Source organism: Carboxylicivirga fragile, from assembly GCF_050589805.1.
GTDB classification, from domain to species: domain Bacteria; phylum Bacteroidota; class Bacteroidia; order Bacteroidales; family Marinilabiliaceae; genus Carboxylicivirga; species Carboxylicivirga fragile.
The window spans coordinates 23,105-46,847 of sequence record NZ_JBNGOY010000048.1 but is presented as its reverse complement, the minus strand read 5'-3'; the positions used below and the strand labels follow the sequence as shown (position 1 = coordinate 46,847).

The following is a 23,743-nucleotide window of genomic DNA, read 5'->3' as shown; positions in this document are numbered from 1 at the left end:
TAGTTCTTCGAATATTTGCCGTAGCATATAGAGAAGAGCCATTTGTGAAATTATCTTGCTAAAAACTTGTTTTTATCTTAGAATGCTCGATGAGCAACTTTAATAACACCTTCCCTTTTTTCACTCCACAGGTTACACTTTATTAAAACCTTCAGCGCAACCATAATTGCAAACCTTCATCATTAGGTATATAATCAAAACCTAATAGTATGAAATTTTACCTCACCCTGGTCATTGTTATTCTTGCAACAAATTTATCGTTTGCCCAAAAAGCCAAACACACTGTCTATCTTAAAAATGGAACCATTATTCGTGGTGAAATCACAGAAATAAATCCTGATAAAGACCTTGCCATAAAATATGGTGATCAAATTTTCACATTTTCAAATAGCGATATTGAACGCATTGATATGGGAAGTAAACCTGAATCAAAAGACATAGTAGAGAATAGGCAACTTACAGGCATTTACAACAAAACAACTTTTGGAATTCTCGCTGGCAGCAGTGGAAGTGAACAAAAAGCGCCTTTCGCCTTCACATCCTCCTTGGGTTATCATTTTTCACCCAATCTGTCAATGGGTATTGGAAGCGGTCTAGAGTTTTACGAAGAAACCGTACTACCCGCATTTGTTGAAGCGCAATACAATTTTAAATCAAGAAAAATAAACCCATTTGTATTTGCCCATGGAGGCTGGGCTTTTGCCATCGACGACAGAAAAAGCAACTCGATGCAAACCTATGATTCGAAAGGTGGAATGCGATATGGTGGCGGCCTTGGGTGCATTATGTGGTTTAATGCCAATAATGGAATCGTTTTTCAAGTGGGATATCAATTTCAGGAAATAGAAGTGGAAAAAACGGAGAGTTATGTGCAGAATAATTCCACTCTAATTGATGAGTACAACCGCTTTGCTGTGAAGATTGGATTTTACTTTAATTAATTCCAATCAAGAGTTAAAACACAATGAGTTAACGAACTCAAAGTGCTGGTCAATTCAGTTCAAGGCAAGGCTTTGGGTAAGTTTGATAGAATTTAGTTCGTCTTGAAAGGACAGCTTATTTATAAATATTATTGACTAAGATCATAAATTGCCCTTACAGGGCGAAAATTCAACAACTAATACACCCAAGGCACTGCCTTGGGCTATATTAAATAAGGCTTTCAGCCTTTATATTCACACAATTAAACGACTCCCACTATTGCTCAAAGAAAAGCCCCTGCAAATCAAATAGATTTAACAGGGGCTTCATCACTTTAACCAAACCTTAATTTTATCTATACGATTGACTTCCTGAAGAAGTGGAACCAACGATCTTAATCGGTCCTCTTTCAATAATCATTTTCTTTCTTCCCTTATCACCTTTGGCACTCAAGCCGCCTGACGAAGCAGACAAGGAAAAACTAAGCTCATCCTTTTCGTTTAACAAGTCCATGCTTACGCTTCCCGATGAAGCTTCAAAATAAGATGTGCCCGTCAACTTTATATTAGAACCTTTTTGACTTCCGCTCGAACTTTTAAGGTTCACAGCACCAGTAACGCGATCTAAACGAATACCTCCTGATGAAGAAGCCGCTTTAACATCACCTGTTACACCAGCAATATTTAAACTTCCTGACGTTACTTTCGACCACACATTACCTTCAATCATTTGAATGGATTGGCTACCAGATGAAGTCGTAACAGAAGCATCGCCTCCAACACCCTCAACCTTAATACTGCCTGATGAAGCTTTGGTAGTTAGGTTTCCTTTTACTCCATTAATGCGCTGACTTCCCGAAGACGTATTTGCCTTCACATCACCATTAATATCAGAAGCACTTAAACTTCCCGATGAAGCACCAATCACCAATGACGAATTTATACTTTGTGCCTTAATGCTTCCACTCGAGGCCTTAAGTTTTACCTCGGCTTCTCCAATGTTAGCAACATTAACACTCCCGCTTGAGTTATCTACGTTTAAATTCGTATTCTCAGGAACCTTAAACGTTAATTTCCCTTTTACATTTCCTCTAATACTATTAGGACGATCAATCCATACACGTAAAGTATTACCACTCACATTGTGGCGTATCTTGATGTCGTACGAACGCGAGGCCATAATTTCACCAGTAAAATGTACATCTGAAGAAGAACCTCCTTGAACATCAACTGAACAGAACGACCCCTCAATTTCGATGTTGGTTATATTAGGATAAGTTTCATCTACCTGATCAAGGACATCTTGTGCCTGAAGACATGACAGCACTAATAACATGGATAATGCGGACAGTAAAAGTCGTGCACCTTGTACTAATTTTCTCATAATATGGGTATTTAAGTTATTGTTTACAAATTACCAGAAGCATTCTGCTCCGAATAATAGGACGCCTATACCAAATGAGAAGTTACAAGATGATGCAAAAAAGATTTCTTTGCGTTATTTATTCAGTAAATCCTTAGCCAAATCATTAAGCTTAAGCCCCGAAAAATTACCGGATGTCATGAGCAAGATATTGCTATTAACAATTTCCTCCTTCTTCAAGTATTGAACCAATTCCTGCGATTCTGTCATCACCAATAAATCATCACGACCAAAGGCTTTATGCACCTCTTCTTTAGATAGAGCAGGTAGCTTTTTATGTTTGAGTACCGAAGGGTTAAAAAATACAACCGCCACATCTGCTTTATCCATGGTGTTTTTATACTGAGGCAAGAAATCTTTGTTAAGACTACTAAAAGTATGTAGCTCCATTACCGCAATTAGACGACGATTCGTAAATTGTTGCTTCATAGCATTAGTTGTCGCCATTAACTTTGACGGTGAATGCGCAAAATCAAGATAAATATTTGTTGAGTCGTCACGCTCCAAAAGTTGTAAGCGCTTAGCAGCACCTTTAAAACTCTGCATAGCCGCCAGGAAATTATCATCACTAATACCAATTTGATTACAAACCAAACGCGCACCATTCATGTTTTGCAAGTTATGATCGCCAAATACTTGCATTGGAAACTCCTTTCCGTTCCACTTCACAACACTTATTCCATCCACATTATCGTACGGAAGCGTATTATATGCAAAGGTCTTTAGCCGATTACTTTGCTCATCGGCCAACTTAACTAATTCAACATCGTCATTGAAATACACTAAAGCAGCATCTTTCGCCATGCTATCAGCAAATATTTTAAACTGACTAATGTAATTCTCCCAGGTAGGAAATACATTCATATGATCCCAGGCAATACCTGTCAACATAGCAACCTGTGGTTTGTACCAATGAAACTTAGGTGTTAAATCTATGGGGGATGAGAGGTATTCATCACCTTCGAAAATAGCGATTGGTGCCTGCTTGGTCAACTTAACCATGGTATCAAAACCTTCGAGTTGAGCGCCAACCATGTAGTCAAAATCCATATTCAAAGCTTTCAACACATGCATCACCATAGCTGTTGTGGTAGTTTTACCATGACTTCCACCAATAACAACTCGTGTTTTATCCTTGGTCTGCTCGTACAAATATTCTGGATAGGAATAAATCTTCAGACCTAAGGCCTGCGCCTGCAATAGTTCCGGATTATCTTTACGAGCATGCATCCCCAATATAATGGCATCTAAATCCTCATTAATATTATTGACATTCCATCCCTCTTGCTTTGGCAACAAACCATGCTTAGCCAACCTCGACTTAGAAGGTTCAAAAATTTCATCGTCAGAACCCGTTACTTCAAATCCCTTTAAATGCAATGCAATAGCTAAATTGTGCATAGCACTTCCTCCAACGGCAATAAAATGAACCTTCATATTAATTAGTTAAATATGTTAAACTCCTCTTGTAAATTGAACCCAACGCTTACTTTTGCGTTCCTAAAAATACATAAGAATACGATACGATGAAGCTTTATAAGATAGAAACAGGGAATTTTATGTGTGATGGTGGTGCCTTATTTGGTGTTATTCCTAAAAAAATGTGGGAGAACCAATATCCGGTTAACGAGGATAACTATTGCAACATGAGTCTTCGTTGTCTTCTTATTGATACTGGAGACAGGCGCATCCTCATCGACACAGGCATTGGAACTAATCAAAGTGACAAGTTTCTTTCGCGCTATTTCCTTAATGGTGATGATAACTTAAGAGATTCGTTAAAAAAAGTAGGCTATTCTTTTGACGATATCACTGACGTTCTATTAACACATCTACATTTTGATCATTGCGGAGGGTGTACGCATTTCGATAAAAATGGAGAGGTGCAATTAAGCTTTCCCAACGCAGATTATTGGGTTGAAAAGAAGCAATGGGAGAATTACCTGAATCCAAATATGCGAGAAGGCGCCGTTTATTTTCCTGAAAATATGATGCCTGTGTTTGAATCAGGAAAACTCAGATTAATAGACAAAGAAGGCGAGTGGCTACCAAACATCGACATTCGAATCTTTGATGGTCATACGGTTGGTAACATGGTACCAATTATCAATACACCTCATGGGAAAATAGCCTTTGTTGGTGATCACATTCCTATAGCAGCTTGCATTCAATTACTTTGGATACCGGCTTACGACACCAATCCGATCATTAGTATAGAGGACAAGGTACGCTTCCTAAACGAAGCTATCGAGGATGATATAACACTGTTTTTTGAACACGATATGCACATCGAATGCTGTAATCTGGAGCAAAACATGAAAGGAATAAAATTGAAAGATAGCTTCACATTGGAATCCTGGAAAAACACAAATACCTAAACAACTCTTAATACCCAAAACATCAGGCTTTTCAAATAAGGCCCCGCTAACAGGATGATTGAAGCAAAGGTTACAATCAAATCCATTGCAATAGGATAAGCTATTTTATCTACCCTTATTAATAGATATGAGCGCCATACCACTTGTAGTAAGAGTAAGAGTAAAAGTTTATACGCATTGCTATTGGCTTGATTAGCTAACTCCAATTCTCCCTCGTAAAGATAAAACCAAGCTCGGGATAAACCACATGAGGGGCAATCATGAACACTGTTAGCCGCAAAAGGACAATTTAATTCTACCATGCCTTTAGAAGTTAAAAGCGGATAAAATAAACCAATGGCTAGACTAACAAGAATCAGGAACTGAAAAAGCCTCCAGTCTTTCTGATTACTATCGTTCATTGGACGTATTTTCCTCAATGGTGATTTTAAACTCTTTCACCACCTTTCGAATTTCTGTCTCCAATTCGTTTAATTCATGTTGGAGCTCCTTCAATTCTTCTTCGCTCAACTCTGTACGAGGAATTCGTATTGTTATTTTTTTATCATTCGACTCAATATCGATGGCATTTATACCTTCTAAAATTTGTTCAACCACTCGTTCGGCAACCTCACCAGCCTGACTTGCTTCTTCACGAATGCGCGCTATTTCTTCAGCACTTAAGGTATTTTCTTCGATGCGAATGTGCACATCAGTTTCCTGAAGTTCCTCAGCAATATTATCTATAATTCGTTCAACACGTTGCTCAATTCGATACTCAGCATTATTAGAAAATGTAGAAATTATACCCGTCCATACACCTGCAATGAGCAGAGCTGTTGAACCCATAATGATTCCTACTATCGCTACACTTTTAGGCGTTCGATAACGCGGACTTTGCGCCAAACCAATAATGGCAAATATTAAACCTAGAACAGCCGGAATAGCCGCCACCATTCCGAAACAAGGGATTAAAGCAATAACAAAAGCAAGCACTGAAAGAGCCAAACCTGCAATCGAAAGCGTGTTCGATGATTTTGGGTAGTCTGTGATTTCCATGGGGGAGAAGAGTTAATTTTTGTTAAAATTAATAAATCATAATGGTTAAAGCAATAGCGTAGCAAAGTTTTCGTCACTTACCCTATTAAACGCGCACTTCACCGATTTATTGTAGTTCAAAGTGCCATCAACCATTACTTTAGCAATGAATTTAAAACGAAATATCATGACTGAATTAAAACGAAACAACAGAGCCATAATCGGACTATTTATAATTTTAGCCGGTTCTATATTATTAATGGGCACAATGGATTTATTACCTTCAAACATCTATTACATCCTATTTAGTTGGCCTATGATATTGGTAGCCATTGGAGTTATCAACCTCATCAAAAAAGAATATGTTCCCGCACTTATTATGATGGCAGTAGGTTTCTTTTTTCTATCACCTCGCTTATTTGAAGAAATCCACTACGGCGATTTATTTCGCTATTGGCCAGTTCTAGTAATCCTTGCAGGTGTCCAATTTATTTTTCGTAAGAAAAAACCTTTTACATCAACACATCACCTTGGGGATGATGCAGACACAATTGATGAAGTTGATATTTTTGGTGGTGGTGTGACACAGGTAGAGTCACAAAATTTTAAAGGTGGTAAAATAACAGCCATTTTTGGTGGTGGTGAAATAAGTATGGAGCGCTGCCAATTATCAGAACAAGGCGCCGTATTAGATTTAGCGGTGATATTTGGTGGTACAAAAATAATTGTTCCTCGCGATTGGAATGTCAGAACGGAGATGGTTTCAATATTTGGTGGCTTTGCTGATAAGCGCAATTATTTTTCAGAGAACAACTCTGATCCATCAAAAACACTAACCATTAAAGGTGTTGCCATCTTTGGCGGTGGCGAGCTTAAGAATTTCTAAGCAACCAATTACATTCTTGAATGTCTTTTACCAATTATAGATCATTAAACACAAGACATGAATCACCCAATTGTTTCGCAAGCCAAAATTTTTAAACTGTATGCCCTAGTCTGGATCATTTTAAGTGCTATCCATGCCTTTACCGACACTATCGTATACAGTTTACCACTTACAATTGCCATAACCGACAGTCTCATTTTTAATGTATTAATGTTTACCATAGGTTTGAGCATTTGGTTTCCGGTATTATACATCGACACAAGCAAAGGAAGGTGGAGTGCCTTTACTCAACATTCAATAACCGGAGTTGTTGTTGTAACTATTTGGCTTTTTGTAGGGAAATCGCTTCTGGATCTTTTTGTACCTGAAACAAGCATGCAAATACTTTTTTCTGATCAAGCATTCACTATACGTGCCATTGTGGGTGGGCTGCAGTTTATGTTGTATGTTATGGTTTATTATATGTTTATCTTTTATTCCGATTTGGATGAAAAAAACAGACAACAGGAAAGGCTGAATCGTTCGTTAAGAGAATCGGAATTAAACGCACTTAAATCTCAACTAAACCCTCACTTCCTGTTTAATAGTTTAAATAGCATTAGCTCATTAACCATAACGGAACCTGATGATGCGCGAGAAATGATTAATAAGCTATCTGACTTTTTGAGGTACTCATTAAAGAAAAATGAAAACGCTTTACTACCTCTGCGCGATGAACTTAAAAACATGTCGCGTTACATGGAAATAGAAAAAGTAAGGTTTGGGGATCGCTTACAGTGTGAAGCAGAAGTGCCAAAGGAATGCAAAGACCTACTGGTTCCTGTATTGATTCTTCAACCCCTCTATGAAAATGCGGTTAAATATGGCGTGCATGAAAGCATTGAGCCCGTTACTGTGCGAACATTTTGCAGGTGTTTGGATGGCGAGTTAGAAATAAGTGTGATAAACAATTTCGACAAGGACGCCATCGCCGCGAAAAAAGGAACTGGTGTGGGACTCAACAATGTTAAGGAACGACTCTTTCTCTTATACAATCGAAAGGATTTAGTAAGTCATCATCAAGAAAATGGGCACTTTGAGGTAACACTTCGCATTCCGCAGAAAAATGTATCTTTAAATAACTGAAATTAAATCGCATGCCACAATATAAAGCACTCATTGTTGACGACGAACCATTGGCCCGTAACATTATTAAAGCTTATCTGAAAAAATGGCCCGAAATAAGCATTGCTGCTGAGTGTTCCAATGGTTTTGAAGCAATCAAAGCCATTAAAGAACATCAACCAACCATGCTTTTTCTAGATATTCAGATGCCTAAAGTAACTGGTCTTGAATTAATGGAAGTTATTGATGAACCACTGCATGTTATATTCACAACAGCTTACGACCAATACGCATTAAAAGCATTTGAATTAAATGCCGTTGATTATCTCTTGAAACCATTTAATGAAAAACGCTTCAACGATGCAGTTGAAAAGTTGATGCAAAAACTTAATTCTGGTATTACATCCAATCAAAAGCAGATTTCAAACCTTCAGAATAGTACGGAAGAAAATCTAGAGCGCATTGTTGTAAAAAAAGGTAATAAGCTAGAAGTAATTCCTCTTGATAAGCTTTTATACATTGAAGCGCAAGATGATTATGTGATGCTATACACCGATAACAATCACTTTTTAAAGGCCAAAACAATGAAGTATTTCGAAGACCATTTACCCAATGAGCTCTTCGTTCGCATCCACCGAAGCTACATCGTTAATACCGAAAAAATTAAACACCTTGAACCCTATAGCAAAGACAACCATTTAGCCATCATTAATGATGAAATTAAATTAAAAGTAAGCAGAACTGGCTACAAAAAACTAAAGGAGTTATTAGATTTTTAAATCACTTAAACTCTTCGTCTCCATCGGGATTTCTTGAAAACCTACCTAACGTTTTATCATGAACAGGATCAGATGAATCCCAAGGCCAACCGCCAAATTGTGTTTGTTGATATAGCGACATGGTTTCTTGCAACTCAGCTTTGCTATTAGCGACAAAAGGTCCGTATTGCACTGATGGTTCATTAATAGGCCTTCCCTGCAAAAAAAGGAAGTAACCATCCTTTGACCCATTAACAATTCGAACTTCTTCCTTAGGATTCAACTCTATAAAATGATTTTTCTGTACCTCGGTTGACGCAAGTATAAAGGATTCTCCATCATAAAAATAGAGCGATCGATTTACCTCATCATTCAATGATGATATAACAAACTCGGCATTCGCATGCATTTTAAAAGTCCATATCTGAACGTGGTTATCAGCATCGGCTGCCCATGAATCTGGTGTTGGCGACAATGCAACATGATCGCCATAAGTACCAGCAATCAAATTTAGCACAGTCTCTCGTTTTTCAACATCTTTAATAGTTATTGTTGGTATATCTTCTCGCCACAACATTTTATAATGAGGTTCCACTTTTTTACTTTTAGCTGGCAAATTCAACCAAAGCTGAAATATCTCAAAAGTATTGGAATCGGCATTAAGCAGAGGAAACATTTCGGCATGTTGAACCCCTGCTCCGGAAGTTAACCATTGTGCATCGCCACCGCCAAATCGCCCGGCAGCGCCCAGCGAATCAGAATGATCGACCAAACCTTTAGTTACTACCGTAACCGTTTCGAAACCGCTATGCGGATGGGCAGGAAAACCAGGTACCTTAGTGCCATGATACATATTCCAGCCATCCTTTCCGGCAAAATCCTGACCTATATTTCGCCCCTCCAAACTTACATTTGGTCCTTGTTCAGCGTTTCCTCCAGGGTACATATCTAAATGATGTGCACAAAACAAAAACGGGTCCTGAGTCTTCCACGGCATATTCAGTTTCTGAATATTTAAAATCGGATTATTCATCTCATAAACAATTTACCAACAACACTATTTCACTTAACGAATCTGCTTACGGCCTGTTTTAAATCTTCCAGAAACTCAGCTTTCAACTTGCCATCTTCCATGTTTTGATAAAACGAAGGCAAACTATATGTAGCACTTATATTTGCACCCAGATACGGTAGCATATGTTCAAGTACTTTTCTATTAGTTGTGCCACCTCCTTGACCTGGAGATGTACTCATCAAAAGCATTGGTTTTCCGTCAAAAACATTCTTTGATCTACGACTTAGCCAATCGAATATATTTTTCAGAAATGCAGGAGTACCTCCATTATGCTCCGGTGATGATAAAATAAATCCATCGTGTTTCGAAATTAACTCTATCAATTCAGAAATCAGCTCAGGCGTTTCATCGGGATCCATATCAAGTGAATAAATCGGCACAATCCACTTGCTAATATCTAGCTTAGTCACCTCAACATCTGTTAGCAAAGAAGTGGTATAATTCACCAATTCCCTATTGATCGATTGGCTACTGTTGCTTCCTGCGAATGCTAATATTTTTTTCATTGTCTAAATTTTTAGCGTAAATCAATCAGTAACTAAGTTAAGTGTGAGGGTAAAAATATCGTCAATCACCTTATCCCCAAGATTGTCAAAGAAGGAATCAGAACCATATCTCACATCAAATTTGGCACGATCAACATCGATCTTTGCAACATAAGCGGAAGCACTTTTTTCAACATCAAATGAAATGCTTTCAGTCTTATTCTTAATGGTTAGTTCACCAAACACTGTTGCTTTTCCATTTTTAAATTTTGTGCTTTTGGTAATAATAAATTTGGCTGTAGGATAGCTAGCTACTCCAAAAAAGTCATCTGACTTTAAATGTCCCACAAGCTTCTGACTGTATTCGGCATCCTCAATATCGGTGTTGGTGATTGAGTTCATATCCATTATAAAACTTCCGGACACAATTTTATCGCCCTTCATTACAAGTTGCCCACTTTTTAATTTGATATAACCATCATGCTCACCACCTATTTTCTTACCTAACCAATGTACAGTTGATACTTTTGTATCAACTTCTACTTTCTGCGCTGATACAACATACGAAAACATTACAACAGCTAATACTAACACTACATTCTTAATTTTCATTTTTCTATTATTTAAAATTTATAATTTAAACATAAAGCGTTGAAAACAATATTTGTTCACAACAAGTATTAAAATAAAAAATTTATTCCCTTATTTTATGCATAATCTTTCTCAGTTCTTTTGCTTCCTCTACAGTAAGCTTATCCTTAAAAAAATCTCCCAAAGCATCTTTCATCGCCTTCTGAGTCGAACCAAATATCTTTTTACCATTTCCGGTTAAAGAAATATCCATCTTCCGCCGATTATTGGGGCAAGTCTCACGATGCACCAGTTCTTTCTTCACCAAACGATCTAAAAGACGAGTCACATCAGGACTAGAAACCAATATTCGTTCCTTCAAGTCATTGGCCGAAACAGGCTCAGGATCATTCTCACTTAATATATGTAATACATTGAGCTGGGCATGCGTTATTCCAAAAGGTTTTAACGCTTCTTTTACCCGACTCTCAATCCAGCCACTTGTCTTTAATAAATTAAAGTAAGCCAAAGCGTGTATATGTGTTATATCTCCCATTTATCAAGTTCTATTTTTGTAAACATGCATAAACAATATTTGTTCACAACAAATATTAAAAATATTTTAATCATTAAAAAATTACATCGGTAATATCTATTGATTTATCTCATCTCTAAAGATAGCAACACCTTCCACACCATTGGAATTAGCCCATCCACGAAACATACCTGTAGAATTCATCTCCAAACTTATGTTACCCATTTTATCAACCGCGATAACACCTCCATTACCGGCCTCGTTACTCAATTTACCATTTACAACAGCATTAGCAGCTTCTTTCAACGATAAACCCTTGTATTCCATCAAGGCCGAGATATCATGAGCAACCGTATAGCGTATATAATACTCCCCATGTCCAGTAGCAGAAACGGCACAAGTATTATTATTGGCATAAGTTCCCGCACCTATTATGGGTACATCACCAACTCTCCCATAACGTTTATTGTTCATGCCTCCGGTAGATGTAGCCGCAGCTAAATCACCATTCTTATCCATAGCAACACAGCCAACAGTGCCATTCTTACCAGCTCTTTGCAAGGCTCTTTGTAATGAATGCCAGCGCTTATCCGTATAAAAGTATGAACTATCAACCAACTCAATACCATTCTCAGCACTATATTTTGAAGCTCCCTTTCCAATAAGTAAAACGTGTGGTGATTGTTCCATAACCAAACGAGCTGCGCTAATTGGATTTTTTATATCTCCTACTCCGGCAACGGCACCTGCATTCAAATCACGTCCATCCATTATAGCTGCGTCCAACTCATTTCTACCATCGTTAGTAAAAACAGCTCCCTTTCCGGCGTTAAATAAAGGATTATTCTCTAACTCACGTACTACCAACTCAACCACATCAAGCGAAGACTGCCCCTCACTCAATGCCTTCTTGCCTTTATCTAAAGCTATTTGAAGTCCTTCTTCGTACTGCTCAATCTGCTCTTGTGTAAATCCATTCCTATTCATATTTCCTGCTCCACCATGCAAAGCTATTGACCATTCAGTACTAGCTTGGTTCGATGGTTGACAAGACATTAAGAATGCAACGAATAATAAGGGCAATAAATATTTCATAAGTTGGAATTATTTAAATTAATAAACCTAAAAGTATAAATTATTAAACAGTTAAGCATGAATCCTAAATTATAATCACTAAAACAACACTAAGAAACAGTTCGCATAGCAACTAAAGTTATTTATCTTTGTTTTAAACACATTACTATGACGAGCATTCAATACATTAACCTCATTCTAATAGTTCTTGTTGCTATAGTTGGCTTAAGTTACTTCTGGAGCTTCTATACCCATAAATTATTTAAACCCTTTGTTTGGCTTGATGCTCAAAAGAAAAATTCAATTCCCAAAGACATATTAAAATTGGAGAGGCCGTTTAAAGACAAAATGCGTTTTTACTCTACCTGGCTTCAGTTAAATCGTATTGTAAAGAATAATATTAACGGCGAAATTGCCGAGCTAGGCGTTTATAAAGGTGAAACAGCCAAGTTAATTCACCATATGTTGCCTGATCGGAAATTGTACTTGTTTGACAGTTTTAATGGACTACCAAAACAGGTGATTCGTGAAGATTGTGACGGGAGTGTTAGGCCACAAACAGTAAAATTTGATAATACTAGTCCTGATGAGGTATTAAAATACATCAAAGGCAATGAAAATATTTCTATCCGAGAAGGTGTATTTCCAGAAACCGCAACTGGTTTGAATACTACATCATTTGCGTTTGTGCATATCGACGCCGATTTATACCAATCGACCATTGATGCATTAAACTTCTTTTACCCCAAATTAAATAAAGAAGGAGCAATTATCGTACATGACTACAACCACAATTGGGAAGGCGTTAATAAGGCCATTGATGAGTTTGCTCTCACCATTCCTGAAGTATTCGTGGAACTACCTGACATGTATGGGTCAGTATTGTTAATAAAAAACAGTTAAGCCTTAATTGCCATGAAGATAATTCAAGTACTTCTTTTTCTAGCTCTTTTTACTTTTCCCATTAAAACAGGATTTGCCCAAGAAAAAAACGAGCGCCCTAAAATTGGACTTGTACTTAGTGGTGGAGGTGCAAAAGGACTGGCGCATATTGGGGTTATTAAAGTGCTGGAAGAAGCTGGCATTCGACCGGATTACATAGCAGGAACGAGCATGGGTAGTATAGTTGGCGGCTTGTACGCCAGCGGATATACTGCGGCAGAAATGGACTCAATTGTTCGTGCGGCAGATTGGTCTGTTGTACTAAGCGACCAAGTCGCTTTAACCGATGTTGTTCCAGTTGAAAAAGGAGACTACGATCGTTTCCAGTTGGAATTTGACATTACAAAAAAAGGATTAAAATTGCCTTCGGGTGTTGTACGTGGTCAACGCATATCTGAATTATTATCGGAACTTACTTGGCGTGTAAGCGATGTTGAAGATTTTGACGACCTACCAATTCCTTTCAGGTGTGTTGCTGCTGATTTATTATCGGGCAGAACCCACGTGTTTGAAGATGGCAACCTAATGCTTGCCATGCGAGCCAGCATGGCAATACCGTCTGTTTTTACACCTGTTGAAGTGGGAGACATGTATCTGGTTGACGGAGGGGTACTGGATAATTTTCCGGTTAAAGTATGTCTCGATATGGGGGCTGATATTATAATTGGCGTGAATGTTGGCTTTAAAGACTATCCCACCAAAGAAGATATGAATAGCCTTCCTAAAGTATTGCTAAATGCGGCCTCCATAGGAAGTAATCCTGCACAAATAGAAGCTTCAAAACTATGCGATTATCTGGTTGCACCTGAGCTGGAGCCATATGGAACTTCGAGCTTTGATGATGGCATTCACATAATAGAACGTGGAGAAATTGCTGCTCGAGAACAAATGGATTTATTTAATCAGCTGGCGGATTCAATAAATAACTTGGGAAAACAACCATTTGTACCACGTCATTTTGTGAGTAAAAAAATATTGGTGAAGGATATTCACATTCAAAATAGAAACAATGTATCATTAAATTTCTTCCACAATCATCTGGGCTTTGAAGCTGGTGACAGCATTGAAGTTGAGCAAATCAACGAAGGCGTTAACCGCCTGATGGGAACGCGTTTCTATAAAAAGATAACCTATGAATTAAATAAAGAAAGTGATGATTTCATATTAATATTTGACACTAAGGAGGCCCATCAGGCAAAAGCAAAATTCTCACTCAGATATGATAACGAATTAAAAGCTGGCCTAGTTACGAACTTAACCATTCGAAATCTTTTGGTTAAAAATAGTCGATTAGCACTAACAGCTGACATTTCGGAAGACCCTCGATTATCTGCTAACTTGCTAGCTTACATTGGGGAAAAACAAAAAGTGGGTCTACTCTCCGAGTTTTACTTTGAGCGCACCCCGCTACCATTATATGCTGATAATGCAAAAAAACATGGAATTCTTAATTATAATTTAAATACCGCTAGTGTTGGAGCTTTTATAACCATTAAGAACCACACCATGTTGACTGCCAATTTATATTGGAAAGAGACAATTGCAAGTCAGAGATCTGGTATTCCCGAGCTGTTTGAAAATGAAATTAATCACTTCGGAAATGGTTTTTTTCAAACAAAACTTGCTCTGGATGCAAACACGCTTAACAAGCGTTTCTTTGCTAATCGAGGACATTTATTCAATCTAAGCCTCTATCATAACTACGATTCTTACGAACGCTATAGTGGCAAAGAGAGTAGCAAAGTATTAATAATACCATATGTAGACGTACCAAGCAATAATTACATTAAAGGAAAGGCGTCATTCCAAAAATTCTTTGCGTTAAGCTCTCGATTTGATATGAATATTGAATTAGCAAGTGGTGCCTTTTCACATGATGCTCCATTTTTCGACATGTTCTACGTTGGTGGAACACAATATAATAAAGGCACAGAAGAAATACCCTTTGCCGGTTTAAACTATCGTGAAAAAATTATTGAAAACTTTGCTTTTGCCGGAACAGAATTAAACTTCAAGATTAAAAAAGTACTATACGCTCACATCATAACTAATGCTATTTACTCAGCCAATTTCGGTAATAGTCATTTTGGTTCAAACTCAGTAATTGTTCCTAAGAATGAGCTTATAATCGGAGCCAGTGCCGGATTGGCAATCAACAGTGTTATTGGGCCTATTACCGTAGGGGTTGGCACAAATGCAAATGATTTCAAACTACGCACATACGTGAATATTGGTTATCCATTCCATTAATAATTTATACAATGGCATACGACGAATTATTGGCAGACCGCATAAGACTTGTCTTAAAAGAAAAGCAGGTCAAGTATAAAGAAATGAAAATGATGGGCGGATTAACTATTCTTGTGGATGGTAAAATGTGTGTTGGCATTATCAAAAACAACTTAATGGCGAGAGTTGGTCCTGAATATTACGAAGAAGCTTTAAGGCAAGAAGGATGTAAACTAATGGATTTCACCAAAAAACCATTAAAGGGTTATGTGTATGTAGAACCACATGCCATTGATATGGATGATGACCTTAGCAAATGGATACAACTTTGCCTTGATTACAACCCTCTTGCAAAAGCAAGTAAAAAGAAGAAGTAATTTTTTAACATTTGGAACTCTCCTTTTTGAAAACTTTCCCACCTACTTAATTGTAGTAAAGGGAAACATTTTCACATATGGACTTAGGAATTAAAGATCAAACCTTTTTAGTTTGTGGTTGCACAGCTGGATTTGGCTTAGCTACAACTAAAGCGTTAATGAAAGATGGGGCCAATGTAATTGGTGTTGCACGTACTCAAGAAGATCTGGATCAGTTAAAAGCTAAATATAAAAACCGCTTTACTCCACTTACTGGAGACATAAGTCAATCTGACATTATTAATAAAGCCATTAATCTAGCCGAAGAAAAAGATATCTCTGGTGTTTTAGTGAATGCAGGAGGCCCACCTGCCAAGCTCTTTGAAGAAACACGCTTATCTGATTGGGACGATGCCTATCGTAATATTTTACGTTGGAAAGTAGAACTAACACAGAAACTATTACCTCACTTCAAAAACAAAGGCTATGGTCGTTTTGCTTATATCGAAAGTTCATCGGTAAAACAACCATACGAAAACCTTGTACTAAGCACCTCCTTAAGGCTATCGGTAGTTGGCATGATGAAAACGGTATCACAAGAAGTAAGCGGACAAAACATTAACTTCAATATGATAGCGCCCGGATCCCATGATACAGCCGCCATCAACAGATTGATCGACAAGAAGAGCCAAATGGAGGGTACAGACTTTGAGACCACACGAGAAGCTTTCATCGACAATATTCCGGCAAAGCAGATGGGCAACCCTAAATACTTAGGCTCATTAGCCGCTTGGTTATTATCACCAATGGCCGAATTTGTTACTGGTCAAGTCTATGCTTTGGAAGGTGGAGCTGTTAAATCAACGTTATAACAATGGACTAAACAAGCGTGCAAACGACTCTTTGGTTTTCTGCCAGAGAGGACGTTTCCGCCATTCTTTCAAGTTGATCAATCGCGATTCCTTCAGATCCTCCATAAAGTAGCCTTTCAGCTCTTTCGATGTTTCTTCGCTATACATAAAAGCATTAACTTCAAAGTTTTGCTCAAAACTTCGGAAATCCATATTGGTAGTACCAACCGTACATACCTGATCATCAACTACCATCATCTTGCTGTGCAAAAAGCCTTTTTGGTAAAAGTAAAACTTAACACCTGACACGGTCATTTCACGAATATAGGACTTTGTACAAAGTGCAGTAAAGTAGGCATCACTTTTCTCAGGAATCATTATCCGAACATCAACGCCTCCTAATGCAGCTGATTTAAGTGCCAATAGTACAGTTTCACCGGGCATAAAATAAGGGGTTGTAATATAAACGTAATCCTGAGCCATTGAAATAGCCTGGTAATAACCCATCATAATGCCTGGCCAATCTGTATCGGGACCACTGGTCACAATCTGCATTATTTTATCACCCTCGGGTAACTTCGGTGGAAAATAGAACTCTTCCGCAATATCATTCTGACTAACAAAATACCAATCAATCAAAAATGCACTTTGCAAAGCATTAACAGCATCTCCTTTTACCTCTAAATGCATATCGCGCCAAATACCATAACTCGGATGCCCATCAATGTAACGATTAGCCACATTTAAACCACCAACAAAACCAATTTCACCATCAACCACAACAATTTTTCGATGATTTCGATAATTAACTTTACTGGTAAATAAAGGGAAACGCACACGTAAGAAGCTATAAATTTCAATACCGTACGATTGTAAGTTTTTATAAAATGGCTTCTTCAACTCCCAGCTACCCACATCATCAACAATCAATCGCACCTCAACTCCACCTCTTGCTTTTTCCTTTAATACATCGAGAATTTGATTGCCGATTAAATCATCCTCAAAAATATAAAACTCCAAATGAATAAACTTTTCAGCCTTTTTTATGGCTGCAATTATCGCCTCAAATGTAGCTTTGCCATTATTTAAAACTTTTACGGTATTCCCAATGGTTACAATTGATGATGAGTTATTCAGAAATAACTGAACTAACTTTTTATTCCGGCCAAGCTCTTTATTATCTCCCAATGACCCATCGGCGAGTTTATGACTTTGTGAGTGCGCAATGGAAGTAATTAGATCATGGTTCTTTAAACCCTTTCGCCTAATAATCTTTTCTTTTCTAAGATTCTGACCGAAAAAGATATAGAAAATAATGCCTAATCCAGGAAGTAGTAACAAAACAAGAATCCAGGATATTGCTTTTAAGGGACTCCTGTTTTCCAGCATTATTAAGACAATAACCACCAATATTGTAAACACATAGGCTAGTTTTAAGCCCATGATTAAATACGGAGATAAGTTATCTAGAAATTCCATTTATGGCATTTTGAGTTTGATTAAAACTAAAATACCATATTATTGCGATATATGAACAAACTACTGTCGTTAAATTCTTGCTTTTCGCAAAATTCGCCCTTTAACAATGGCGCCTCTATTCCACTGCCAAAAGATCTTTCACCAATATACTTATAAGCTTCATCCCATAAATTAGCTTCAATAAAGGCATTCAGCGTGGTTTTTCCACCTTCTACAACTACTGATTGAATGCCTCTTTCATGAAGATCATCTAACAATTGAATAAGAAGGTCTTTGGAAAAATCAAGTTGCACATATTCAACATTTTTTTGTGAAACAGACTTAAGCGAATTATATACGAGCGTTTTACTAGTACCATCCAATAGCTTGATCTCAGCGGGTAATTTACACTGTTGATCAATTACCAAACGTAAGAGTTGATGCCCACTCCAATCACGAAGCGTTAAGGATGGATTATCTTTTAATGCAGTCTGACGACCAACAAGTATGGCTTGTTCTGTGCTTCGTTGTTTATGCACCGCTCTTCGCGCCCAATCATTGGTTATCCATGTTGGTTGGCCATACAAATGACTATCGCGATCAATATCAATAAATCCATCAAGTGTCTGCGCCCATTTTAAAATAACATAGGGTCTCTTTTTATTATGAAAGGTGAAAAAACGGCGATTTAACTCACGGCTTTCTTTTCCCAAGATGCCGTGTTCAACTTTTACTCCTGCTTCCTCCATCATCTTTACACCCTTGCCTGCAACCTCCGAATAATCATCAATACAACCAATAACAACATGTGGTATTTGCACATCAATAATTAGTTTTGAACAAGGCGGCGTTTTGCCATAATGCGCGCAAGGCTCAAGGTTGACATACAAGGTCGATTCTTTAAGTAAGTCCTTATTTTGAACAGAAGCTACCGCATTCACCTCGGCATGACCTTCGCCTGCCTTACAATGGTATCCCTCTCCAATTATTTTACCTTTATGCACTATAACACTCCCAACCATCGGATTAGGATAAGTATTACCTTCTGCCATCTGCGCCAATTGCAGACAACGATGCATGTATTTTTCATGTGTGCTAAGATGATTCATCGGAGTTTCGTAATTTTGCGACACAAGATACAAAAAATGGAGCGTACAAGTATTCAAGAATTCAAAGCTGCTATGAAGCGTGAAATGGCAGACATATATCCACAGAATGAAATTATGCAGCTAAGTAAATTAGCCTTGCAACACGTTCTTGATCTTAATCCAACTCAACTCTTGACACTTGGCAATCCCACACTAAGCGCTGAGCAAACTGAGGCGCTTAATCAAATTCTGATAAGACTTAAAAACACTGAACCCATCCAATATATTATTGGTCATACGCATTTTTATGAACTTGAGCTGATGGTCAACCCATCGGTTTTAATTCCCAGACCTGAAACCGAAGAATTGGTTCATTGGATTTTGAATGATACGAGCATCAACAAATCTTCAATACTTGACATTGGTACCGGCAGTGGCTGCATTCCTCTTGCTTTAAAAAAACAGACTCAAGATGCTTACGTTGAAGCATGGGATATTTCCAAAGAGGCCTTAGTTGTAGCTCAGCAGAATGCCAAAAATCTCGATCTGGATGTAAACTTCAAAGAAGTAGATGCTTTAAACTGCGATGGTGAACTTACAATGTTCACCTGCATCGTAAGCAATCCTCCCTATGTGCGTCAATTAGAGAAAATCATGATGGAGGCCAATGTATTAAAGCATGAACCACACACAGCTTTATTTGTAGAAGACAATGACGCCCTCTTGTTTTATAGAGCCATTGCTGAAAAAGGACTTGAAATTCTGAGTGCTGATGGCGTTCTGTTTTTTGAGATAAATGAGTATCTTGAAAACGAAATGACCGAACTTTTAAAGGGCCTAAACTATTCTGGAATTGAATGTCGCAAAGATCTTCAGGGAAAAGCTCGTATGATAAAGGCTAGACGCCCATAGGATTCTCACCCAACTCTTCTTTTACCATAGCTCTTACATCAGAAAAGAATATTTTAAACTCCTGGTCAAATTCATCATCAAAATCAATGAGTTGTTGAATGGCCCAATCAGTCTCATTGGGAAGTGAAGAATAATCTGACATTATTTCCAAACTTCTTTTAATGCCGTTCACTGTTGCATAAGTCTCCAATCGCCTACTTTTAACCATGAATGGTAAAAACCGCTTCACATTGTTGGGTAACTTAAAGTAATTAGTCATAAGTACTCGATGAACTTTCGTCACATAATTCTTCAAGCTAACATCACTATACAAATCCCAATTCTTTGCCAGATAGTGATCGTAGAACACATCCATCACTATGCCCGAATATCTGCCATAATTTTTATTCAAACGTCGGTAACTTTGTTTGACTATGGGATGTGTGTCGGTATAATGATCTATTTTTCGATGCAATAGTATACCTTTTTGAATATCCGCTGAAAACTTTTCATGATTTCTTCCTTTGACATGATCGCCAATAAAGTTTCCTATCTGAATGTGTCGGTTAGAACCGGATAAATATAGATGTGCCAAGAAATTCATAACAAACTTATAAATATAATATTTGAGCCAATAAAATACAAACTTAAAAATCTGTTGCTTAACATGTTCCAAAAATTCGTTTGTTATAATACTATGCTCTAATTTTATAGTAAACCCTTTTATACGCAGAACGAATGAACACCGCTCTGTAATATTAACAAACCAAATAACAATTGTATGAAACGAACATGCAAATTTTAAGAATAAGATTGCACAAAGGTGCATTATTAAAATTTACATGTGAGTTCCATGTTACAATTGAAAGTAAAACTTTACAACATGAAAAGAGTCATTATTATTGGTGCAGCCGGAAGAGACTTCCACAACTTTAACACTTTCTTCAGAGAAAATCAGGACTATAAGGTCGTTGCGTTTACCGCGGCTCAAATTCCTGATATCGATGGCAGAAAATACCCCGCCGAATTGGCCGGATCTCTTTACCCTGATGGCATTCCTATTTTTGCCGAAGATGATCTGGAAAAGTTAATCGTTGAAAAGGAAGCAGATGTTTGCGTCTTTTCATACAGCGATGTGCCATACCAAAAAGTAATGTCTGTTTCGGCACAAGTGAATGCAGCCGGAGCATCGTTTATGCTGTTGGGACCTAACGACACCATGATCAAAAGTACTAAGCCTGTCATAGCCGTTTGTGCTACACGTACTGGCTGCGGAAAAAGCCAAACCTCACGTAAAGTCATTGAGCTATTGATGGAGCAAGGCCTAAAAGTGGTAGCAATTCGTCACCCAATGCCTTACGGCGATTTAGTAAAACAACGTGTGCAGCGTTTTGCAACAGTGGAAGACTTGGCTTTTCACGAATGCACCATTGAAGAGATGGAAGAGTATGAACCTCATGTGGTTCGTGGAAATGTTATCTATGCAGGCGTTGATTATGAAGCTATAGTACGTGCAGCCGAAAACGACCCTGATGGCTGTGATGTTATTCTTTGGGATGGTGGTAATAACGATTTCTCATTCTATCAGCCTGACTTATTAATTACCGTTGCCGATCCTCATCGTGTTAACCACGAACTCAATTACTACCCTGGTGAAGTCAATTTAAGGATGGCTGATGTGGTCGTAATTAATAAAATGGATAGCGCTGCGCCCGAGGATATCAATCAACTCAGAGCTAATATAGAAAAAGCTAATCCGAGAGCCAGCGTTGTTGATGGCGCTTCTCCAATTAGAGTGGATGATATAAATGCCATAAAAGGAAAACGTGTTCTTGTAATAGAAGATGGACCTACTTTAACACATGGTGAAATGAAATTGGGTGCAGGTATTGTAGCTGCCATGAAATTTGGCGCCGCAGAAATTGTTGACCCTCGACCATATGCTGTTGGAAAATTGGCTGAAACATTTAAAATATATCCAAACATAGGCACCTTGCTTCCAGCTATGGGTTATGGCGAAGAGCAGATTAAAGATTTGCAAGCCACTATCGATGCCGTACCATGCGATGCTGTTATTATTGGAACACCTATTGATCTTAATCGAATTGTAACAATAAGTAAACCAAACACACGTGTTCATTACGATTTACAAGAAATAGGCAATCCTACACTAAATGAATCGCTTAATGAATTTGTCAACGCACATCACCTTGATAAAATCGCCACTTTATAAATAAGTGAATTTGAATTGAGATGAACTCTCCAATGGCAAATTTGCCTTGGGGAGTTTTTTTATAAAAAAAAAGGCTCCGACCGGGAAGGATGGAGCCTGATGTTTGACGGGATATAAATAAGGTTTGTTGCTTGAATGATCCCAAACATAAAACCTATAAAAATAAAAATCAACTAATTAACAACTTATTTTTTAACGCATTACAAATTATAACGCAAACTACTTAATCATCTGATAAAATGAAATCTTTTACACTTTTTAACTATTGATTCAATAATTTAACATTTTTGAACCCCAGGCTTTTAAGCAATTCTACAAGCTCCTTATTTCCATTCGTTAGCACAACATCAAAGGCCTTAAATTCTCGACGAATAGGATAAGCCCCTCTTTGTTTTTCAAATCCTTTAATGTTCATTCGAAGCCTTAAATCATCCTCCTTTATTGGATAGGTATGTACTAACACACTTGATAATGCGCGCTCAACACTTAAATATTCACAATCCAATTCAATTATTTTTCTTTTGGGCTCAGGAATGTTTTGAGGCAACCAATCGTCCATTCCTAAATTGAAATGCCTACTAATTGCCCTAATACTCATCATTGTTCCATTTGCTTTTCCGTCCAAAGAATATCCTGCTATGTGCGGTGTGACGATCCAACACTTGTCCATCAGCTCTTTGTCAATGTTCGGCTCATGCTCCCAAACATCAAGAACCGCTGCTTCAATTTCTTCAGAAACCAATGCACTTTTTAAGGCATTTCCATCAACCACTTCGCCCCGTGAAGAATTGATGACTATCGCTGTTGATTTCATTTTCGACAGTAAATTCGAGTTACATAAATGATAAGTTGCATCTTCACCAACTCGCGTCAAGGGTGTATGAAAACTTATTATATCAACATCCGATATTATTTCTTCAAGCTTAAAAAAAGACGTACTTTTTTCGGTTTCCGCTCGTGGAGGATCAACCTCATAAACTTCCATACCAAGTAGCTTGGCAAGTGATGAAACACGACTTCCAACATTGCCAACTCCTACCACCGCTATTTTTTTTCCTTTGAGCTCCCATCCTTTATCAATGACAAGCTGAGCAAATACCGATGCCAAATATTGTTTAACAGATTCAGCATTACAACCCGGCGCATTGGTCCATTTAATGCCATTATTAGCACACCATTCTGTATCGATATGATCAAAGCCGATGGTTGCTGATGCAATCATCTTTACCTTACTCCCTTCCAATGAAGATGCATTACATTTAGTACGCGTTCTGGTAATCAAGGCATCTGCATTCTTCAAAACAAGGTCATCAATCTCTCCACCCGGCAAATACTCTATCTCACATTTATCTTCGAAAACACCATTCAAAAATGGTATTTTATCATCGGCAACTATCTTCATAAATCATTCACATTAATAAGGCTAGCAAAGTTAACTTTTTGATTCCATTCGCTTAAAATAAAAAGAAA

At 37.8% G+C, this 23,743-nt stretch carries 24 protein-coding genes; 11 read left to right on the top strand and 13 right to left on the bottom strand.

The features are described 5' to 3' along the window. Nucleotides 1-209: 209 nt before the first annotated feature. Nucleotides 210-941 carry a hypothetical protein gene (locus tag ACRD7B_RS18300; RefSeq protein WP_430826073.1) on the top strand — a complete coding sequence of 244 codons (732 nt, stop codon included), beginning with the start codon at nt 210-212 and terminating at the stop codon, nt 939-941. Between the two features lie 331 nt (nt 942-1,272). Here ACRD7B_RS18300 and ACRD7B_RS18295 read toward each other — a convergent pair whose 3' ends face one another. Then, nucleotides 1,273-2,304 carry a DUF4097 family beta strand repeat-containing protein gene (locus ACRD7B_RS18295; RefSeq protein ID WP_430826072.1) on the bottom strand — a complete coding sequence of 344 codons (1,032 nt, stop codon included), beginning with the start codon at nt 2,302-2,304 and terminating at the stop codon, nt 1,273-1,275. 114 nt (nt 2,305-2,418) lie between these two features. Further along, entirely contained in the window at nt 2,419-3,780 is a 1,362-nt protein-coding gene (locus ACRD7B_RS18290; RefSeq protein ID WP_430826071.1) for a UDP-N-acetylmuramate--L-alanine ligase, read from the bottom strand. An 89-nt stretch (nt 3,781-3,869) separates the two neighbouring features. Between ACRD7B_RS18290 and ACRD7B_RS18285 the strand changes: the two genes are divergently transcribed. After that, the gene (locus tag ACRD7B_RS18285; protein WP_430826070.1) at nt 3,870-4,721 is read left to right on the top strand and encodes an MBL fold metallo-hydrolase; all 852 of its coding nucleotides are present in this window, start codon (nt 3,870-3,872) and stop codon (nt 4,719-4,721) included. On the opposite strand, the gene ACRD7B_RS18280 is transcribed toward ACRD7B_RS18285, so the two are convergent. Then, on the bottom strand, nt 4,718-5,122 hold the full coding sequence (locus ACRD7B_RS18280; RefSeq protein WP_430826068.1) for a DUF2752 domain-containing protein: 405 nt from the start codon (nt 5,120-5,122) through the stop codon (nt 4,718-4,720). The genes ACRD7B_RS18285 and ACRD7B_RS18280 overlap by 4 nt on opposite strands. Beyond that, a complete protein-coding gene (locus ACRD7B_RS18275) occupies nt 5,112-5,759 on the bottom strand; it encodes a hypothetical protein (protein WP_430826067.1) in 648 nt (215 codons plus the stop codon). The genes ACRD7B_RS18280 and ACRD7B_RS18275 overlap by 11 nt, the downstream gene beginning before the upstream one ends. Before the next feature lie 166 nt (nt 5,760-5,925). Here ACRD7B_RS18275 and ACRD7B_RS18270 point away from each other — a divergent pair, with 166 nt between their 5' ends. From ACRD7B_RS18270 to ACRD7B_RS18260, 3 genes are read left to right on the top strand one after another with little or no spacing between them, the layout of a single operon-like run. Beyond that, the gene (locus ACRD7B_RS18270; protein WP_430826066.1) at nt 5,926-6,624 is read left to right on the top strand and encodes a LiaF transmembrane domain-containing protein; all 699 of its coding nucleotides are present in this window, start codon (nt 5,926-5,928) and stop codon (nt 6,622-6,624) included. A gap of 57 nt (nt 6,625-6,681) precedes the next feature. Beyond that, on the top strand, nt 6,682-7,749 hold the full coding sequence (locus ACRD7B_RS18265) for a sensor histidine kinase (protein WP_430826065.1): 1,068 nt from the start codon (nt 6,682-6,684) through the stop codon (nt 7,747-7,749). An 11-nt stretch (nt 7,750-7,760) separates the two neighbouring features. Next, nucleotides 7,761-8,507 carry a LytR/AlgR family response regulator transcription factor gene (locus ACRD7B_RS18260; RefSeq protein WP_430826064.1) on the top strand — a complete coding sequence of 249 codons (747 nt, stop codon included), beginning with the start codon at nt 7,761-7,763 and terminating at the stop codon, nt 8,505-8,507. A gap of 1 nt (nt 8,508) precedes the next feature. Here the strand turns inward: ACRD7B_RS18260 and ACRD7B_RS18255 are convergent, their stop codons facing one another. From ACRD7B_RS18255 to ACRD7B_RS18235, 5 genes are all read right to left on the bottom strand, one after another. Next, a complete protein-coding gene (locus tag ACRD7B_RS18255; protein ID WP_430826062.1) occupies nt 8,509-9,519 on the bottom strand; it encodes a pirin family protein in 1,011 nt (336 codons plus the stop codon). 29 nt (nt 9,520-9,548) lie between these two features. Continuing rightward, nucleotides 9,549-10,067: an NADPH-dependent FMN reductase gene (locus ACRD7B_RS18250; protein WP_430826061.1), complete on the bottom strand. Its 519-nt coding sequence runs from the start codon at nt 10,065-10,067 to the stop codon at nt 9,549-9,551. 21 nt (nt 10,068-10,088) lie between these two features. Next, nucleotides 10,089-10,658 carry a YceI family protein gene (locus ACRD7B_RS18245; RefSeq protein WP_430826060.1) on the bottom strand — a complete coding sequence of 190 codons (570 nt, stop codon included), beginning with the start codon at nt 10,656-10,658 and terminating at the stop codon, nt 10,089-10,091. 82 nt (nt 10,659-10,740) lie between these two features. Further along, a complete protein-coding gene (locus ACRD7B_RS18240) occupies nt 10,741-11,172 on the bottom strand; it encodes a MarR family winged helix-turn-helix transcriptional regulator (protein WP_430826059.1) in 432 nt (143 codons plus the stop codon). Nucleotides 11,173-11,268: 96 nt separating this feature from the next. Next, the gene (locus ACRD7B_RS18235) at nt 11,269-12,246 is read right to left on the bottom strand and encodes an isoaspartyl peptidase/L-asparaginase family protein (protein WP_430826058.1); all 978 of its coding nucleotides are present in this window, start codon (nt 12,244-12,246) and stop codon (nt 11,269-11,271) included. Nucleotides 12,247-12,393: 147 nt separating this feature from the next. Here ACRD7B_RS18235 and ACRD7B_RS18230 point away from each other — a divergent pair, with 147 nt between their 5' ends. The 4 genes from ACRD7B_RS18230 to ACRD7B_RS18215 all read left to right on the top strand — a co-directional run bounded on the left by ACRD7B_RS18230 (nt 12,394) and on the right by ACRD7B_RS18215 (nt 16,624). Next, on the top strand, nt 12,394-13,128 hold the full coding sequence (locus ACRD7B_RS18230) for a TylF/MycF/NovP-related O-methyltransferase (protein ID WP_430826057.1): 735 nt from the start codon (nt 12,394-12,396) through the stop codon (nt 13,126-13,128). Between the two features lie 12 nt (nt 13,129-13,140). Beyond that, nucleotides 13,141-15,417 (top strand): patatin-like phospholipase family protein, encoded by a 2,277-nt coding sequence (locus ACRD7B_RS18225; protein ID WP_430826056.1) that lies wholly within the window; start codon nt 13,141-13,143, stop codon nt 15,415-15,417. An 11-nt stretch (nt 15,418-15,428) separates the two neighbouring features. After that, complete coding sequence (locus tag ACRD7B_RS18220) at nt 15,429-15,773, top strand: TfoX/Sxy family protein (RefSeq protein WP_430826055.1); 345 nt, start codon at nt 15,429-15,431, stop codon at nt 15,771-15,773. Between the two features lie 77 nt (nt 15,774-15,850). After that, entirely contained in the window at nt 15,851-16,624 is a 774-nt protein-coding gene (locus ACRD7B_RS18215) for an SDR family NAD(P)-dependent oxidoreductase (RefSeq protein WP_430826054.1), read from the top strand. Here ACRD7B_RS18215 and cls read toward each other — a convergent pair. Both cls and ribD read right to left on the bottom strand, forming a co-directional pair. Next, nucleotides 16,619-18,082 carry a cardiolipin synthase gene (gene cls / locus ACRD7B_RS18210; protein WP_430826053.1) on the bottom strand — a complete coding sequence of 488 codons (1,464 nt, stop codon included), beginning with the start codon at nt 18,080-18,082 and terminating at the stop codon, nt 16,619-16,621. The two genes, ACRD7B_RS18215 and cls, sit on opposite strands and share 6 nt — an antisense overlap. 26 nt (nt 18,083-18,108) lie before the next feature. Beyond that, entirely contained in the window at nt 18,109-19,170 is a 1,062-nt protein-coding gene (gene ribD / locus ACRD7B_RS18205; protein ID WP_430826052.1) for a bifunctional diaminohydroxyphosphoribosylaminopyrimidine deaminase/5-amino-6-(5-phosphoribosylamino)uracil reductase RibD, read from the bottom strand. 15 nt (nt 19,171-19,185) lie between these two features. Between ribD and prmC the strand changes: the two genes are divergently transcribed. Then, nucleotides 19,186-20,061: a peptide chain release factor N(5)-glutamine methyltransferase gene (prmC, locus tag ACRD7B_RS18200; RefSeq protein ID WP_430826051.1), complete on the top strand. Its 876-nt coding sequence runs from the start codon at nt 19,186-19,188 to the stop codon at nt 20,059-20,061. Here the strand turns inward: prmC and ACRD7B_RS18195 are convergent. Beyond that, a complete protein-coding gene (locus tag ACRD7B_RS18195) occupies nt 20,048-20,644 on the bottom strand; it encodes an acyl carrier protein phosphodiesterase (RefSeq protein ID WP_430826050.1) in 597 nt (198 codons plus the stop codon). The two genes, prmC and ACRD7B_RS18195, sit on opposite strands and share 14 nt — an antisense overlap. Before the next feature lie 279 nt (nt 20,645-20,923). Between ACRD7B_RS18195 and ACRD7B_RS18190 the strand changes: the two genes are divergently transcribed. After that, nucleotides 20,924-22,273 (top strand): cyclic 2,3-diphosphoglycerate synthase, encoded by a 1,350-nt coding sequence (locus ACRD7B_RS18190; RefSeq protein ID WP_430826049.1) that lies wholly within the window; start codon nt 20,924-20,926, stop codon nt 22,271-22,273. A 262-nt stretch (nt 22,274-22,535) separates the two neighbouring features. On the opposite strand, the gene ACRD7B_RS18185 is transcribed toward ACRD7B_RS18190, so the two are convergent. Continuing rightward, the gene (locus ACRD7B_RS18185; RefSeq protein ID WP_430826048.1) at nt 22,536-23,675 is read right to left on the bottom strand and encodes a 4-phosphoerythronate dehydrogenase; all 1,140 of its coding nucleotides are present in this window, start codon (nt 23,673-23,675) and stop codon (nt 22,536-22,538) included. Between the last annotated feature and the right edge of the window lie 68 nt (nt 23,676-23,743).

Excerpts from the sequence above, each read along its gene's own strand:
- ACRD7B_RS18300 (WP_430826073.1), top strand. The coding sequence starts at position 210 with ATGAAATTTTACCTCACCCTGGTCATTGTTATTCTTGCAACAAATTTA.
- ACRD7B_RS18295 (WP_430826072.1), bottom strand. The coding sequence starts at position 2,304 with ATGAGAAAATTAGTACAAGGTGCACGACTTTTACTGTCCGCATTATCC.
- ACRD7B_RS18290 (WP_430826071.1), bottom strand. The coding sequence starts at position 3,780 with ATGAAGGTTCATTTTATTGCCGTTGGAGGAAGTGCTATGCACAATTTA.
- ACRD7B_RS18285 (WP_430826070.1), top strand. The coding sequence starts at position 3,870 with ATGAAGCTTTATAAGATAGAAACAGGGAATTTTATGTGTGATGGTGGT.
- ACRD7B_RS18280 (WP_430826068.1), bottom strand. The coding sequence starts at position 5,122 with ATGAACGATAGTAATCAGAAAGACTGGAGGCTTTTTCAGTTCCTGATT.
- ACRD7B_RS18275 (WP_430826067.1), bottom strand. The coding sequence starts at position 5,759 with ATGGAAATCACAGACTACCCAAAATCATCGAACACGCTTTCGATTGCA.
- ACRD7B_RS18270 (WP_430826066.1), top strand. The coding sequence starts at position 5,926 with ATGACTGAATTAAAACGAAACAACAGAGCCATAATCGGACTATTTATA.
- ACRD7B_RS18265 (WP_430826065.1), top strand. The coding sequence starts at position 6,682 with ATGAATCACCCAATTGTTTCGCAAGCCAAAATTTTTAAACTGTATGCC.
- ACRD7B_RS18260 (WP_430826064.1), top strand. The coding sequence starts at position 7,761 with ATGCCACAATATAAAGCACTCATTGTTGACGACGAACCATTGGCCCGT.
- ACRD7B_RS18255 (WP_430826062.1), bottom strand. The coding sequence starts at position 9,519 with ATGAATAATCCGATTTTAAATATTCAGAAACTGAATATGCCGTGGAAG.
- ACRD7B_RS18250 (WP_430826061.1), bottom strand. The coding sequence starts at position 10,067 with ATGAAAAAAATATTAGCATTCGCAGGAAGCAACAGTAGCCAATCGATC.
- ACRD7B_RS18245 (WP_430826060.1), bottom strand. The coding sequence starts at position 10,658 with ATGAAAATTAAGAATGTAGTGTTAGTATTAGCTGTTGTAATGTTTTCG.
- ACRD7B_RS18240 (WP_430826059.1), bottom strand. The coding sequence starts at position 11,172 with ATGGGAGATATAACACATATACACGCTTTGGCTTACTTTAATTTATTA.
- ACRD7B_RS18235 (WP_430826058.1), bottom strand. The coding sequence starts at position 12,246 with ATGAAATATTTATTGCCCTTATTATTCGTTGCATTCTTAATGTCTTGT.
- ACRD7B_RS18230 (WP_430826057.1), top strand. The coding sequence starts at position 12,394 with ATGACGAGCATTCAATACATTAACCTCATTCTAATAGTTCTTGTTGCT.
- ACRD7B_RS18225 (WP_430826056.1), top strand. The coding sequence starts at position 13,141 with ATGAAGATAATTCAAGTACTTCTTTTTCTAGCTCTTTTTACTTTTCCC.
- ACRD7B_RS18220 (WP_430826055.1), top strand. The coding sequence starts at position 15,429 with ATGGCATACGACGAATTATTGGCAGACCGCATAAGACTTGTCTTAAAA.
- ACRD7B_RS18215 (WP_430826054.1), top strand. The coding sequence starts at position 15,851 with ATGGACTTAGGAATTAAAGATCAAACCTTTTTAGTTTGTGGTTGCACA.
- cls (WP_430826053.1), bottom strand. The coding sequence starts at position 18,082 with ATGGAATTTCTAGATAACTTATCTCCGTATTTAATCATGGGCTTAAAA.
- ribD (WP_430826052.1), bottom strand. The coding sequence starts at position 19,170 with ATGAATCATCTTAGCACACATGAAAAATACATGCATCGTTGTCTGCAA.
- ACRD7B_RS18195 (WP_430826050.1), bottom strand. The coding sequence starts at position 20,644 with ATGAATTTCTTGGCACATCTATATTTATCCGGTTCTAACCGACACATT.
- ACRD7B_RS18190 (WP_430826049.1), top strand. The coding sequence starts at position 20,924 with ATGAAAAGAGTCATTATTATTGGTGCAGCCGGAAGAGACTTCCACAAC.
- ACRD7B_RS18185 (WP_430826048.1), bottom strand. The coding sequence starts at position 23,675 with ATGAAGATAGTTGCCGATGATAAAATACCATTTTTGAATGGTGTTTTC.